General features: G+C 44.2%; 11 protein-coding genes. 2 read left to right on the forward strand and 9 right to left on the reverse strand.

Going from position 1 to position 15,620, the window contains the following annotated elements:
• Positions 1-27: 27 nt before the first annotated feature.
• The 9 genes from BW716_RS05040 to BW716_RS05080 form a co-directional block, all read right to left on the reverse strand.
• A complete protein-coding gene (locus BW716_RS05040) occupies positions 28-1,116 on the reverse strand; it encodes a Gfo/Idh/MocA family protein (protein ID WP_083721437.1) in 1,089 nt (362 codons plus the stop codon).
• Positions 1,117-1,319: 203 nt separating this feature from the next.
• Positions 1,320-2,654 (reverse strand): MFS transporter, encoded by a 1,335-nt coding sequence (locus BW716_RS05045; protein WP_083721438.1) that lies wholly within the window; start codon positions 2,652-2,654, stop codon positions 1,320-1,322.
• Positions 2,655-2,718: 64 nt separating this feature from the next.
• Positions 2,719-5,022 (reverse strand): glycoside hydrolase family 65 protein, encoded by a 2,304-nt coding sequence (locus BW716_RS05050; RefSeq protein WP_083721439.1) that lies wholly within the window; start codon positions 5,020-5,022, stop codon positions 2,719-2,721.
• 2 nt (positions 5,023-5,024) lie between these two features.
• Entirely contained in the window at positions 5,025-5,675 is a 651-nt protein-coding gene (pgmB, locus tag BW716_RS05055; RefSeq protein ID WP_083721590.1) for a beta-phosphoglucomutase, read from the reverse strand.
• Between the two features lie 21 nt (positions 5,676-5,696).
• Entirely contained in the window at positions 5,697-7,544 is a 1,848-nt protein-coding gene (locus BW716_RS05060) for a glycoside hydrolase family 13 protein (protein ID WP_083721440.1), read from the reverse strand.
• A gap of 13 nt (positions 7,545-7,557) precedes the next feature.
• Positions 7,558-8,592, reverse strand: coding sequence for a SusE domain-containing protein (locus tag BW716_RS05065; protein ID WP_083721441.1), 1,035 nt, complete (start codon positions 8,590-8,592; stop codon positions 7,558-7,560).
• A 17-nt stretch (positions 8,593-8,609) separates the two neighbouring features.
• A complete protein-coding gene (locus BW716_RS05070; RefSeq protein WP_083721442.1) occupies positions 8,610-10,202 on the reverse strand; it encodes a RagB/SusD family nutrient uptake outer membrane protein in 1,593 nt (530 codons plus the stop codon).
• Positions 10,203-10,220: 18 nt separating this feature from the next.
• A complete protein-coding gene (locus tag BW716_RS05075) occupies positions 10,221-13,178 on the reverse strand; it encodes a TonB-dependent receptor (RefSeq protein WP_083721443.1) in 2,958 nt (985 codons plus the stop codon).
• Between the two features lie 330 nt (positions 13,179-13,508).
• Positions 13,509-14,516, reverse strand: coding sequence for a LacI family DNA-binding transcriptional regulator (locus tag BW716_RS05080; RefSeq protein ID WP_083721444.1), 1,008 nt, complete (start codon positions 14,514-14,516; stop codon positions 13,509-13,511).
• A 280-nt stretch (positions 14,517-14,796) separates the two neighbouring features.
• Here BW716_RS05080 and BW716_RS36640 point away from each other — a divergent pair, with 280 nt between their 5' ends.
• Together BW716_RS36640 and BW716_RS05090 are read left to right on the forward strand one after the other, a co-directional pair.
• A complete protein-coding gene (locus BW716_RS36640; RefSeq protein ID WP_179090997.1) occupies positions 14,797-14,967 on the forward strand; it encodes a TerD family protein in 171 nt (56 codons plus the stop codon).
• A gap of 3 nt (positions 14,968-14,970) precedes the next feature.
• Positions 14,971-15,612 carry a VWA domain-containing protein gene (locus tag BW716_RS05090; RefSeq protein ID WP_083721446.1) on the forward strand — a complete coding sequence of 214 codons (642 nt, stop codon included), beginning with the start codon at positions 14,971-14,973 and terminating at the stop codon, positions 15,610-15,612.
• Positions 15,613-15,620: the final 8 nt, after the last annotated feature.

The raw sequence follows: 15,620 nt of genomic DNA on the forward strand, positions 1-15,620 counted from the left end.
TGCAAGGAAAAATTATTAAAGTGTATATTAAATAAGATTACAATCAGGAAATGCCAATACCTTTCCTCCCTGCATTGCAGACTGACGACCCAATAAGCCAATCAGGCTATGAGTTGCCGCTGTATAAACAGGCAGTTGACCCTTCGGATTTTTTAAGGTATTTATCAATTCATTCAATGCCATGGCAACCGGAGAGGCAGCATGTTGTTGCAGGTGCAGTTGGTCAGCTTCCCATTGATTATCACCAACCCGCATAGCTTTTGCAAAATCGATCCAAAATACTTCTGTACCATGAATATGGGTGCCTGTTGAATATCCCTTTTCTGTTTGCAGATACACCCGCTGTCCCTGTGTAGTGGTCAGACAGATGAGTGGAATATTTCCATTCTTAATAATAGTCAATCGTTTACCCGTTTTAGGATCCACCTTATTGACAATATAGTCCCGCTGCTGTGTTGTAGCTGCGATCGTTTCAAATCGGTTGTCCTTTCCTAACAAACTTTGTAAAAATAAGGAGGGATATAACGGATACGTATCTACCTGGGGAGGCATTGCATCGTAAGGCGCACCTGCATATATTTTTTCCAGTGTACCGAAATTGATATTGGAAACCGCCTGCAGATCATGCCGGTAACTTTGCTCATCCAGGGCAAAGTAATGACGGCCAGTTTGTTGACTGGTTCTTACTATATCCCTGTGCTCTTCTACCGTTTCGCCCATCACAGGGCCACAGGCCACATGTTTACCCGCCAGCATCGCTGCTTTGGCAATCATATAATGGGTATGTGCAGGGGTGGCAATGATCACCAGGTCCAACTCATCGCTGGCCAGTAACTTTTCCCAGTCAGTGTAGACTACCGGACGATCAGATCCTTTAAATAATTGAAGACTTTCCTGTAAGGAAACATCCTCGGAATCACATATTGCTGTGATATCCAGATCTTTTTGGGGAAGTGCTGCGGTAAGATATTCTCGTCCCCAGATGCCGGTTCCGATAAACCCTGTGCGCAAACCTTTACTAACATTTTTAGAGAACAGAGACGACGGCATAACGGCCAGTACAGGCAATATATAGGCGACGTTTCTGAAAAATTCTCTCCTTCTTTGATTGTACATTTACAATGTATAGGGATGATTATTCAAATCGTTTACTTAATGGCTTTTTATAGGAATGAGGCTAAAAATCGAATTAAATTTTCCAGTTATGGTAGCACAAATGTATATATAAAATATACAAATATTAAAATATTTTTTCCAGCAAGGCAATAAAAAACCGGGACCTGCTCACGCAAATCCCGGTCAAACTTTAGGTATATGTGTCAGGCTCTCTGTTCTTTCACATTCAACACTGCCACAGCAGCTATAATCATAAATACGCCCCCCATTACCAACGCATATATAGGCTGATCGTGAAAACAATACCTGACGATGAGACCACCGAACAAGCCATTCACAATCTGTGGGAATGTGATAAAGAAATTAAAGATACCCATGTATCCCCCCGTCTTATGCGGAGGTATCACACCTGATAGGATAGCATAAGGCGTTGATAAAATGCTTCCCCATGCAAAACCAATACCGATCATAGGCAGTACCAGCAAGTCTGGAGATTGTATAAAAAAGATGGAGATCAGTGATACCCCTCCTGCTATCAAAGAGAAGGCATGTGTAACTCTCCTGTTTGTTTTACGCGCTATTGTAGGCAGGATCAGTGAATACACCGCTGATACCGCGCTATAAATACTGAATAAGAAACCTACTTTATTACCCGCATCTGCATAACCTGATGATGATGTATCACCCGGCATTACTTTATAGATATGCTGGGCCACTGCTGGTGTGGTAAACACCCACATAGAGAACAAGGCAAACCATGAACAAAACTGTACCAATCCTAACTGCCGCATTGCCGATGGCATGGCTGCAAAGTCTTTTGCGATTGTTCCCAATCCGGATGACACAGGTGTTTCCTCCGAAGGAGGATTAAACTGTGCAAACTCCTCCGGACTATACTCCCTGCTCATAAAAACAGACCAGAGGATCGTAGCTATTAACACCACCGCACCTATGTAAAAAGAATAAATCACATTGTTTGGCACCACACCCGGTGCCGCTACTTTTGATACACCAGCATACTCCGCCAGCAAATAAGGCAATGAAGAACCCAATACTGCCCCCGCCCCTATCAGGAAGGTTTGTACTGAAAAGCCCATACTCCGCTGCTCATCTGGTAAATTATCGGAAACAAGCGCACGGAAAGGCTCCATAGCAACATTGATACTTGCATCCATCAATGTGAGCATCCCTGCTCCTATCAGCATAGGAGGCAACAGGTAAGCCAGCATCGACGAATTTGGTAACAGTATCAGCGCCAAAGCCGTCAACAACGCACCTACAAGAAAGTAAGGACGACGGCGCCCCAACCTGTTCCACGTACGATCACTATAATGCCCGATAATAGGCTGTACGATCATTCCGGTCACCGGTGCGGCTAACCAGAATAGGGATAAATGTTCTACCTCTGCGCCATAGGTCTGTAGAATACGGGATGCATTTCCATTCTGTAATGCAAAACCAAACTGTATTCCGAAAAACCCCATGCTCATGTTCCAGATCCTTGCCGCAGATAAGCGTGGCTTTGTCATGCCTTTCATGGAATTCTTTTTTTTCTGAAAACGATTTCATTCCTCTTAGTGAATACCCGCTTTCATAAATGTTTTATTTGACAAGGTCCCTGTTGTTCAGTTGTACAACAGATCCCGCCTTTACTACGAATGTATCTTCATATACTTTTACGGCTACATCGCCGCCCTCTTTATTCTCCAGAACAACACGATTTTTGTTGATCTCCACTTTCAGGATATTACTCCTGAAACGAGTACTGAAAGCAAATGACTGCCAGCTTTCCGGCAGGAATGGTGTAAACTGCAACTGCCCATCACGTACCCGCATACCTGCAAATCCTTCTACTACACTCATCCAGGTACCCGCCATTGATGTGATATGCAAACCGTCTTCTGTATCATTGTTATAATCATCCAGGTCCAGGCGGGAAGTACGCAGGTAAAACTCATATGCCCGCTCTCCATCTCCCAGCTTCGCAGCCAGGATCGCGTGGATACAAGGTGATAATGAACTTTCATGCACCGTACGTGGTTCGTAGAAATCAAAGTTTCTCCGCAGCGTATCCATATCAAACCTGTCTTCCAGGAAATAAAATCCCTGCAATACATCTGCCTGCTTGATAAAACAACTTCTCAATATTCTATCCCAACTCCACTTTTGGTTCAATGGTCTTTGAGATGGATCCAGATCTTTTACAAGGATCTGCTCTTTATCCAGGTAACCATCCTGCTGCAGGAAAACACCTCGCTCCGCATCTTCAGGATAGTACATATTATCTATGATATGTTGCCATTGAGCGACTTCAGTACCAGCATCAAATGAAGTCTTCCGGATAATAGCATCAGTTACCTGCGCCAGTGACTCAATCGTATATTGTAAACACCACGTCGCCATTGTACTGGTATACCAGTTATTGTTGATGTTATTCTCATACTCATTCGGCCCCGTTACGCCCAGCATCACATACTGTTTACGTGCCTCACTCCAATTCACTCTTTGTGCCCAGAAACGTGAAATACCAATCAACACTTCCAGACCGTACTCAGCTAAATAAGCCACATCACCGGTATAACGGATGTAGTTGAATATCGCAAATGCAATGGCCGCATTTCTATGAATTTCTTCAAAGGTGATCTCCCACTCATTATGACACTCCTCCCCATTCATCGTCACCATCGGATACAATGCTGCACCCTTGTTAAACCCTAATTTACCCGCATTTTCTATCGCTTTATCCAACTGGTTATAGCGATAGACTAACAGGTTTCTGGCTACCTGCTGATCAGCAGTAGCCAGATAAAAAGGAATACAATATGCTTCCGTATCCCAATAAGTGGATCCACCATATTTTTCACCTGTAAAGCCTTTCGGACCTATATTCAAACGGGCGTCTTCACCTGTATAAGTCTGGTTCAGCTGGAAGATATTGAAACGGATACCCTGCTGTGCAGCAGCATCTCCTGTTATCACGATATCGCTCTCCTGCCATTTACCAGCCCATGCATCCAGCTGTTCTTCTTTTAACTTAGCAAACCCTTTGGCCGCTACTTTATCCACTACCTTCTTACATGCTGCCAGTAATTCTTCAGTAGCATGATTCTCTGAAGTCTGGTTAGCTGCATATTTAAATATCACAGTTTCCTGATTCCGTGTTGCTGCCACCGTCACCTTACCGCCTACAAATTTATCTTTATTCACTGCTGTAACTGCTGACGCAAGTTTGCGCCCCTGCTGATATACATGGAATAACATGCCCGTACAAACTTCAAAACCTGTTTTCTTTGTACGTAATGTAAGATAAGCTGTATTGTCATGTATACTACTTTCTACAAAATCCCAGAATCCCTCGTCATAATTCGCATCCTGGTTCCTCACAGCGCCATCTATAAAAGAGGTAATTTCAATCTCCCCATCAAAATTCAACGGCGTAATACTATAACGCAATGCACCTGCCTCATCATCTACAATACTGCAAAAGCGGGTGGCTTTTACCGCCACCTGTTTACCTGATGATAAGGTCGCTGTAAACGTACGCTCTAAATAACCTTCCTTCATATTCAGCACACGACGAAAGTCACTCACTGCTGCATCATGCAGGTCTAAAACCACCCCGTCAATCCTGATCTCTAATCCAATCCAGTTAGCAGCATTCAGTACTTTGGCAAAATATTCAGGGTAACCATTTTTCCACCAACCCACACGTGTCTTGTCAGGATAATAAATCCCTGCTACATAGCTACCCTGTAAAGTTTCGCCTGAATACGTCTCTTCAAAATTACCACGCTGCCCCATACGGCCATTGCCCAAACTGAAGATACTTTCTGAGATTTTGTTGTAACCCGCTATAAATCCTTCTTCGATGATATTCCACTCATCGACCTTTATATACTGCTTCATAATTATAAATCTTTTAAACGCTGAAGACTCATGTCTCCAAGACCACTGACAATCATATCTGCGTTACCAAGCACTTCTACCGAACCAATACCCACTACTTTCATTCCACCTGCCTTCGCTGCCTGTACACCCGCTATTGCATCTTCGAATACCACGCAGTAAGCAGGATCTGCATGCAAACTATTCGCCCCTTTCAGGAACACTTCAGGATCTGGTTTGGAAGCAGTGACTGAGTTACCATCTACCACCACATCAAACAATGCAGCCAACCCCACCCTTTCCAGGATAGTACCCGCATTCTTACTCGCTGAACCCAGCGCCGTTTTTACACCCGCCTTTTGCAGACTTTCCAAAAACGCTCTTGCACCGGGCAATACCTCATCTGGTTGCATATGACGGATCATATCCACATACCATTCATTCTTGCGGGCTGCCTGTGCAGCCTGTTCTTCAGGGGATAGCTGCACACCACCTATTTCCAGTATAATCTCGAGAGAGCGGGTACGGCTCAGGCCTTTGAGTAATTCATTTTGTTCGGCGGTGAAGTCGAACCCCAGCTCATTTGCCAGCCTTTTCCAGGCTTTGTAATGGTATTTGGCGGTATCTACTATCACGCCATCAAGGTCAAAAATACATGCGTCTATTCTGTCCATATCATCCATTTATTAGCTGTCTCAGTGAGCCAATTCCAGTACCAGTGTAGTAGTAGCCGGTACATGCAGACTGTCTGAAAGGCTATAGGTTTTATCAGTTACTATATCGTGCGCGCTGGAAAATCCAGTTGTTCTTTCTTTAAATCTGCTCACATCAATGGTGACAGGATCGCTGTTTGGATTCAGTATGATCATCACTGTCTTGTCAGCATTATACCTGAAGTAGGTGTATACATTATTCTGAGGAATGTATTGCATCAGTTTACCGGTTTGTACCACAGGGTTGTTCTTCCTGTAGTTAGCCAGCTTTTGTACATAATCATGCAGTTCATTTTCTTCTTCATTACGACCTGCTGCTGTGAACTTATTCACTTTATCATTCTTCCAGCCACCTTTAAAATCTTCACGTACTAATCCATCCGGTGCACTGAAATTCTTCATACCAATTTCATTACCGTAATACAACTGTGGAATACCTCGGGTAGTCAGCAACCACGCCAGCGCAGCTTTGTACTTACCTTTGTTTTCACCGATCACGGAATAGAAACGGCTCAGGTCATGGTTATCCAGGAATACGACATTGCGCATCGGATCCTGGTATTGATAGTCTGATGCGAGGGTTGTATACAACTTCACGGCACCATCATCCCACGCTGCTTTATCATTCATTGTGCCAGTGATGGCCCAGAGTGAATTGAAATCTGTGAGACCGGGTAATTGTGTATCCAGATGCTGGTTCACAGTTTTACCCTGTGTAAAGTATACCTGGTCTGCTACACCTTTCACCCATACTTCACCAAAGAAGGTAAAGGTTGGATATGCATCTTTGATCGCTTTGCCCCATGCTGCCATAAACTCGCCGTCATTGTAAGGATAAGTATCGAGGCGGAATGCATCCACACCCGCATACTCTATCCACCAGATATGACTTTGTGTAAAATAGTTGCGTACAAAAGGATTAGACTGATCCAGGTCTGGCATATGATTGTCAAACCAGCCATTGGTCATTATATCCTTATCATACTGAGATGCATAAGGATCAAAGTCAGGCTGTGCCCTGAAACTGGAACGGGTGAACTCAGGCCACTGGTGTACCCAGCTCTTCATCGGCATGTCTTTCATGGTCCAGTGCTGGCTACCGATGTGGTTGTGCACGAGGTCCATGACTAACTTCATCCCACGTTTGTGCAGATTATCTGCCAGCGTTTTGTATAATTCATTGGTACCATAGCGGGGATCAGTACGGAATTGTTCTGTAGCAGCGTACCCATGGTAAGATGCCTGTGGCTGATCGTTGGTGATCATAGGCGTCATCCACAGTGAGGTAGCGCCCAGCTCCTGCAGGTAACCAAGATGGTTAATAATACCCTGTATATCACCCCCATGGCGGTAATACATAGAGTCTCTGTTCAGGGTCGTCTCCTGCATACCTTTGATCACATCGTTCGTAGTATCCCCGTTTGCGAAACGATCCGGCATAATCAGATATATCAGATCGCCCGCATTGAGGCCTTGTGCTTTCGTGCCAGTATTCCTGGCTTTCAGCTCGTAACTAAACACCAGATCTTTGCTGCCTTTCTTCAGGAACCTGATCGGGAATGTACCCGGAGCCGTTGAAGGATCAATATTGAGATCAAGAAACAGGTAGTTCGGGTTTTCCACTTTATTCACCTTCAGGAGTGTTACCCCGGGATATTCCAGTTTGACGTCTCTTTCTGCGATCTTATTACCATGTACTATCAGTTGTAAAAAGGGCTGTTGCATTTTCACCCACCAGTTGGCAGGTTCAATACGCTCCAGGCTGGGAATTTGTGCCATTGACGTACTAGCCATCAACAGCAGCATCGTGATCCACCGAATCTGTTTCATGCTATTATTCTAGTTATTGAGCTGTGAGAGAATAAGTATAGTTTCCGGGATTACTTAAGTTCATACTGATTGTATAAGTACCCGCTGCATCTACAGTAATAGCGCCTGTTGTACCTGAAGCCAGAGTACCATTGTTGCTGACATCGCTCAGGGTGATGGCATCTGCACTGTTGGCTCTGAAGTAGAAGGTACCTGCACTTAATGTAGTCGTCACCGTCCATGCACCTGTGCCAGCGTTAAAAGTCATAGCAGCATCTGCACTACCAAGGGCACTCCCATAGATGCTCCAGGTGGTATTCGTCATCGTGTATGTGAGTTGATTGATATCTACTGTGAGGCGATAATAACCTGCTGCTGATACGGCGATATTACCACCGCTGGATGACAGGGATCCACTGCCACCATCGCCATAGTTCACATCCCAGCTCTTTGCAGTCGTTACTTTAAACTCTGTTGAACCGGTGAGGTACATATAACCTTCGTAGTTACCATCGTTGTTTACAGAAGCCACGCTATCCAGCCCTGCATTGTCAAATGACCAACCTTCATAAGCACCCGGTAAATACAGGTATGTATATACTTTAGGCACATAGTAAGGTGTCACTGTCAGAGAAATACTGTCTGAATACACCTCATCACCTACTTCATCTACAGCTGCTTTTACACGGATCACGAGATCGTGTTGACGGCCGGCTGCCAGTCCCATATTATTAATTACCTGATTCAGACCTGCTACGGTATAGGCTTTCGTCAATATGCCAGTACCAATGGTCACATCTGTTGCATTTTTAAAACCGTTGCCTTTCTCATCTATTTGCAGATAGTAAGTAACAATAGATTTGTAGCCCCAATCCTCAGAGGCTGTCCAGTTATAAGTTACTGCCGCGCTGGCAGCATCTGCTTCCGTAAATACAAATACGGAATCAGTCGCTGTAAAACCGGGCGTAGTACCGCTTTTCACCTGGGTAAAGCTGCCGTCCTTTTTACAGGAGAACAGGGTCAGCATACTAAAGCTGAGGATGTATATATAATTGAAACGGAACTTCATGATGGAAAATGTTTTGATTAGTAACCACTGTTCTGTTTGAGATTAGGATTAGCCACCAGTTCTGTAGCAGGAATCGGATACAGTGTACGGAAATCTCCCACAGCTGTACCTGCTGCTACACCGCCTTTCCATGGCCACACATAACTGCTGCCTGTGAAGTATCCATAACGGATCAGATCTGTTCTGCGATAACCTTCCCAGTAGAATTCACGACCTCTTTCATCCAGGATGAATTGAAGGTTGAGCTGACCACTGGTAATATCTCCGCTCGCATCGCCATAAGCTCTTTCACGAATGTTATTTACATAAGTCAGTGCTTCGGCTGTGCTACCACCGGTACCACCTCTCAATACAGCTTCTGCATAGTTCAGGTAAGCTTCCGGTAAACGGAACAACGGAAAGTCTGTATCTACAAATGTTGTGCTGGAACCAGTACCACCAGTAGATGTTTTGTTGCTCCACTTGGTGACCGCATAACCATCGGTGAAAGTGGTCAGGTCTGTGATTTCCAGGTTTTGTCCGCTGGTATAAAACATCGCACGGCTATCAGTCGCACCTGTTACATCAGGGAATAATTTCACCAATGCGCTGGTAGTACGTAAACCAGCCCAGGCACTGCTTACACCAAAGTCAGAAGGTGTCATCGTTCCCCCTAATTCCGCGCAGACCAGGTAAGTAGTACCACCATAAGTCTGGGTTCTGGAACCGTCAAAATTGGACGTGAGCAGAAACTCTGATTTGGAAGTAGCGTTGTTATCTGCTTTAAACATGTTTGCATAACTGAAGGCCAGTGAATAACCGGAGTTGATCACTTTGGTACTATAGGTAATCGCATCGGTGTAACGATCAGTACCTGTATATATCTGTGCATTCAGGTATAACCTGGATAAGAGCATCCATACACAGGCCTTATCTGCACGACCATATTCATTGGCACCTGGATCTGCCAGCAGTGTTTCCAGTTCTTTCAGCTCTGACTCTATATATGTGAACAGTTCTGTACGGGAAACCTGATTAGGATAATAGTAAGATACTTCGTTCGTATCGGTAGAGAAAGGTACATTACCAAACATGTCCAATGCATGATAGTAACTCAGTGCACGCAGGAACCTGGCTTCTGCCCTGAATGTTTTTGCTTCTTCTGCATTCGTACCAGTAATACCATTGCTGCTCAGTTTTGCATCGGACGTCTGACGGATAAACTCATTACACTGGGAGATCTGGTAAAAGAGGCGGGCAAACATGGCAGTGATGAAGTTGTCATCAGCTGTCCAGTTCATTTTGTGGAAGTTTTGAATAGTACCATCATTCCATCCCATCACCGCTTCATCAGTAGGTAATTCCTGCATCTGGTAGTAAGCACGGATGTAATTAGAGGTACCTTCGTCTATACCACTGATATCAGCACTACCGGTTGGTCCGGTTTGCCCTGTAGTAGCCAGACCTGCATACAGCTTGGCCAGGATACTTTTGTAGTTACTAAAATCTGTATATACACTGGCCGTTGTTTCTTCCGTGATTGGATTGCGGTCCAGGTCTTTGGTACATGCTGCCAGTCCCCAGATCATCACGCCGGCAAGTAATGTATTATATATGAATTGCTTGATCATAACGTTCCTGTTTGTTAATTAGAAATCAAGGTTAACGCCCAGGGAATACACTCTTGGACGTGGATAGAACTTATCATCTATACCGCTGAATACTTCCGGATCCTGACCACTGTATTTAGTGATCACGAATACATTCTGTACGTTCGCATTTACACGCACACCTAATTTCTGATGCCAGATACGACCAAAATCATACGCCAGGTTCAGATAATCCATACGTACGAATGAACCGTTTTCTACATAGTAATCAGACCAGTATTGCGGGTTGGCAAAGTTTGTCTTCAACACACTGGAAGACATATTGGCCAGGAAGGAAGCATTCTGGAAAGACTTATAGTTGCCGAAGTTGGAAGCCTGGTTGTTGTAGATGTAGTTGCCAATGTTACTACGCAGACTAAAACCAAGGGTCCACTCTTTGTAATTGAAATTTGAATTGAAGCTCAGGTATAAAGTCGGATTCGGTGATTTGTAACGGTATTTATCTGCCGCTGTAATAGCACCATCGCCATTTCTGTCTTCATATAAACCTTCAATCGGTTTGCCATTCTTATCGTAAATCTGTTTGTATACGTAGAAGGAATTGATAGCATAGCCAGTTGAATTGATCTGGATAGTATTACCAGTACCACCGGAGATATCGCCTGTAGCGAAACCTACCGCTGTATCACTCTTCACTTTGGAAAGAGACAGGATCTTGTTGTGATTGTAGGTGATATTGAAACCTGCATTCCAGGAGAAGTCTTTTGTCATGATAGGTGTAGCATTGATAATGAATTCCACACCCCTGTTTTCCAGGCTACCTACGTTAGTGAACAGTGTATTAGTCAGGTTAGTACCTGCAGGAGCTGTTACGGTCGCCAGCAGATCGCTGGTTTTCTTATAGTAGAAATCTACGCTACCGTTGATCCTGTTATTCAGGAAACCATAATCCAGTGCAACGTTGTAAGTCGCAGTTTGCTCCCACTTAATGTTCTGATCGTAACCTGCTGCACGCAGGGTTTGATAATAAGTATCTCCCAGTTGGTAGGAAGAAGCGGCATCACCCCAGGTATAGCGGGATACAGCGGCATAATCCTGCTTGATATCTTCCTGACCGGTTACACCATAACCCAGTCTCAGTTTCAGGTCAGAGAGTACTTTAGAATTCTTCAGGAAAACTTCGTCTTTAATTCTCCATGCCAGTGCTACAGAAGGGAAGTTACCCCAATGCTTAGCGAAGCGGGAAGTACCGTCACGACGCAGGGTAGCAGTCAGCATATACTTCTCATTGAATGTATAATTCAAACGGCCAAAGAAGGAAACAAGTGTATGTTGTGATTTACTATAGTTACCCGCAGCAGTCGTAGTATCTCCGGAACCATCCAGTGTTGCAAACGCTGGTGTGGTGGTGATGAAATCCTGGTAGGAATAACCGGCAGTCGCATTAACAGAGCTCTTAATTGCCTTTAATGCTTTGCTATAGTTCAGGTAGAAATCAAAGAGTTTGTCCTGTTTTTCCTGTTCGTAGTGATGATAGGAACCGCCACTACCATTGTAATAAGACAATGCAGCATAAGCAGGTATATTTGTATTACCGGTACCTTTAGAGTAGTCATAACCCAGGTTCATATTCGCATGCAGGTCAGGCAGGAAATGGAACTTGTAGTCGAACTGTAAGTTGCCGATACTTCTCTTTACAGTAGATGCATCATTCTTCAGTTTAAGCATACCCAGCGGGTTTCTTGTAGCCAGCGCAAACAAATCACCATTTTGCAGCCACTCATAGTAACCACCAAAGTTGTCATTACCAGAATAAACAGGTTTAGTCGGATCAAACGCAACTGCTGCGTTGATAGCTCCCTGATCAGCAAAACGGTTATCGGCAACAGATCCTTTCAGGTTCAGGTTTATCTTCAGGTGATCGTCGAAGAGGCTTGGAGAGAGGTTGACTGCACCGGAAGTTCTTTTCAGGTTGGATGTTTTAAGTATACCATCCTGGAAGAGGTGACCTACAGAAACGCGGTAAGGTAATTTTTTCCAGGAACCGCTGATGCTCAGGTTATTGTCAGAGCTCAGGGCTGACTGGTAAATTTGTTTTTGCCAATCGGTATTATCAGTACCCAGCATGCCGATCTGTGTATCATTGCCGTGTGCTTTCACTATATCAGTAAATTCTGCAGCAGATAATACAGGAGAATAACTGGTCACTTTAGACACCGCATTGTTGGTGCTGAAAGCCAGTTTTAGTTTATCGCCGGCACGACCTTTCTTGGTGGTGATGATCACTACGCCATTGGAAGCCCGGGAACCATAGATAGCGGTGGCAGATGCATCTTTCAATACGCTGAAAGATTCGATATCATTGGGGTTCACCATCGCGAGTGCATTGGAAGAACCGCTTACATTACCGTTTTCAACAGGTACGCCATCTATTACAACCAGCGGATCGTTGGTAGCATTCAGAGAAGCACCACCACGTACGCGGATGGTACTACCACTACCTGGTGCACCACCATTGGAAGTGATCAGTACACCGGGTACTTTACCAGTGATGAGTTGTTCAGGAGAAGACGCAGGGCCTTTGTTAAAATCTTTCGTAGTTACGAGGGCGATAGAGCCGGTAAGGTCGCTTTTCTTTTGCGTACCATAACCGATCACTACGACTTCGTTTAATCCTTTGGTATCAGTTTTCAGTTGGATGTTCAGTTCCGTATTGTCATTGCCTACAGTGATGGCTTTTTCTACGCCTTCGAAACCGGCCATTCTTGCTACCAGTACATAACTACCGGCACTTATACCTTTGATAGTGTAATGGCCTACACTATCAGCAACTGCATTTTTGCTGGTGCCTTTTATAAAAAGGATGGTTCCCGGAACCGGACTATTCGTGTCGTCCGTAACGGATCCGCTGATACTTCCTGATTGGGCATATACGCCTAAGGTAACCAGGATAAAACACAACAGCAGCGCTAACCGGGTAAAGTGTGTTCGTTTCATTTAACGTTTCATTTTAAAGACAAAGAATTGCTGTTACGCTACTGCCATATGCAGTGCGTTTAATGAAAAGACAAGAAAATGGCTGTAGAATTCCTTATTAGAATTCAGTGCTATTCTTCATTGTTGTAATGGGAAGGGATAAATGATAAGTTCAAAAATAGGTCCCAGTCCCCCTGTTGCTTGTCCGTAAGTTCTAAGTTGAAAGCATAATGTATCAGTGTTGAACATTTCCGGGAACGTTCCCGGAACGTGGAATAAAATAGATTTATGACGCTAAAGTATACAATTTTTTGTTTTTCCTAACATTTTGTTTCATTTTTTTTCTTTTGCTTACACTTTTGCCGAGGAATGGCGGGGGATGAGCCTGGAACCCAATACGATATGATTGTTCTGAGGGGGTGTTCCTTCCAGCACTTTGAAAAGCATTTCTGCAGCATGTGTGCCTAAATCGTAGGCTGGCTGTGTGATGGTGGAGAGCCCGGGATTGAGTAGAGAGGCAATTTCCAGACTCGAAAAGCTCACGACTTTCACATCCTTAGGAATATTGATGCCCAGGTCATTGCAAACGTAATAACTTGAAATAGCGAGACGTTCTACGGCAGTGAAAAGGCCGTCAGGACGTTCGTGCAGTAAGAAATCGGTCAGGATCTGGTAGTTCTTGTCATAATCATTGCTACAATCTACCACCAGTTGTTCCTGAAATGGGATGCCTGCATGCTGCAAAGCGTCTCTGTAGCCCTGCATACGAACATTACCAATCGACAGACTCTTATTAATTACAAGGAAAGCGATCTTCTGACAACCTGCTTCTATAAGGTGACTGGTAGCGGAGAAAGCACTTTCATAGTCATCAGTGGTGACTTTTGGTACGTCTACATCATCATATACCCTATCAAAAAAAACCAGCGGAATACGTTTGTTCCCCATATTATTCAAATACCGGTGATCATTGGCTTCGCCGGAGGCTGACATAATGATACCATCCACACGACCATTGTATAATTTCTCGATGAACATGACTTCTTTGTCATAATCATCGTCGGTGAGGTAGATCAGGGTGTAATAATCTTTTTCACGGGCTACACGCTCTATACCGTGGATGGCCTGAGAGAAGAAGTTATTCGCGATTTCCGGTACGATGATGGCGATGGTATTGCTTCGCTTATCCCGCAGATTACTGGCATGGTGATTTGGCTGGTAATTGAATTCCTTTGCTGCAGACAAGATTCTTGCTTTAGTTTCCGGATTGATATCGCTGTTACCTCTAAATGCCCTTGAAACAGTAGATGTGGATAGGTTGAGCTTTTCTGCCAATCGTTTTATATCAACACGCTCCATAAAAGGTGGTTTTTGACCTTAAGGGGCCAAGGTAGAGAAAATAGTGGAATTGGAAAAATGATCAGTATCCCTTCCCTGACCAAAATCATCCCCCCTCCACAGTGAGCAGGTTTTCTTTTTACGATCATATATATATTTATATTTGTCGGTATATTTACCTATAATGCGACGTTGAAAGGGACTATTATTGTTAACACTAACCCGAACTATATATGGCCATCAATTTACAGAAGGGACAAAGAATAAACATCGGATTAAGCAAAATCACTATCGGACCAGGTTGGGACGCGAGATCACAAAGTACAGCCTGTCAGGCGATGCAACGTTGAACGGAATGTTTGCCATGGTTTTTGCTGAAGCATACAGGAAAGATGATAGCTGGAAGTTCAGGGCTCCCGGCGAACCTCATCAAACAGATAGTTTTGTAGAAATCCTGAAAAAACATATGTAACCCATGAGACGATTACCCGTTTATTTATTGATTGATACCTCCGGCTCTATGGGAGGCGAACCTATCGAAGCTGTAAAGAATGGCGTGCAGGTCATGATCAGTTCTCTGCGGCAAAATCCGCAAGCCATTGAAACCGCTTTTCTCAGTGTCATTACATTTGACACGACTGCACAACAACTCATTCCGCTCACTGACCTCGTGTCATTTCAAATGCCTGATATCAAAGCTGCCGGCGTGACTTCACTGGGTGAAGCCTTAAAGTTGCTCAGCCACTGTATCGATACGGAAGTAAAGAAAACTTCTGCCGAAAGCAAAGGTGACTGGAAACCACTCGTCTTCATCATGACAGACGGTATTCCCACAGACGATAACTGGCAGGACGGACTGAACGAATTCAAAAAACGTAAAGTAGGCAACACGATTGCTTGTGCCGCAGGCCATAGTGCAGACCCAAAAATTCTGAAACAGATCACGGAAAATGTAGTGAGCCTGGATACGGTTGATAGCGCGGGTGTGTCTAAGTTCTTTGCATGGGTGACTGCAAGTATTGGCGTCGCTTCTGTAAAACTGGAAGATGGGGGCAAAGAAGTAAGTGGCATAAATGAACTACCCGCTCCCCCTTCTGAACTGAATATTGTAACCTGATAAATATT

The sequence above is a fragment of the [Flexibacter] sp. ATCC 35208 genome (genome assembly GCF_001975825.1).
Lineage (GTDB): Bacteria > Bacteroidota > Bacteroidia > Chitinophagales > Chitinophagaceae > Chitinophaga.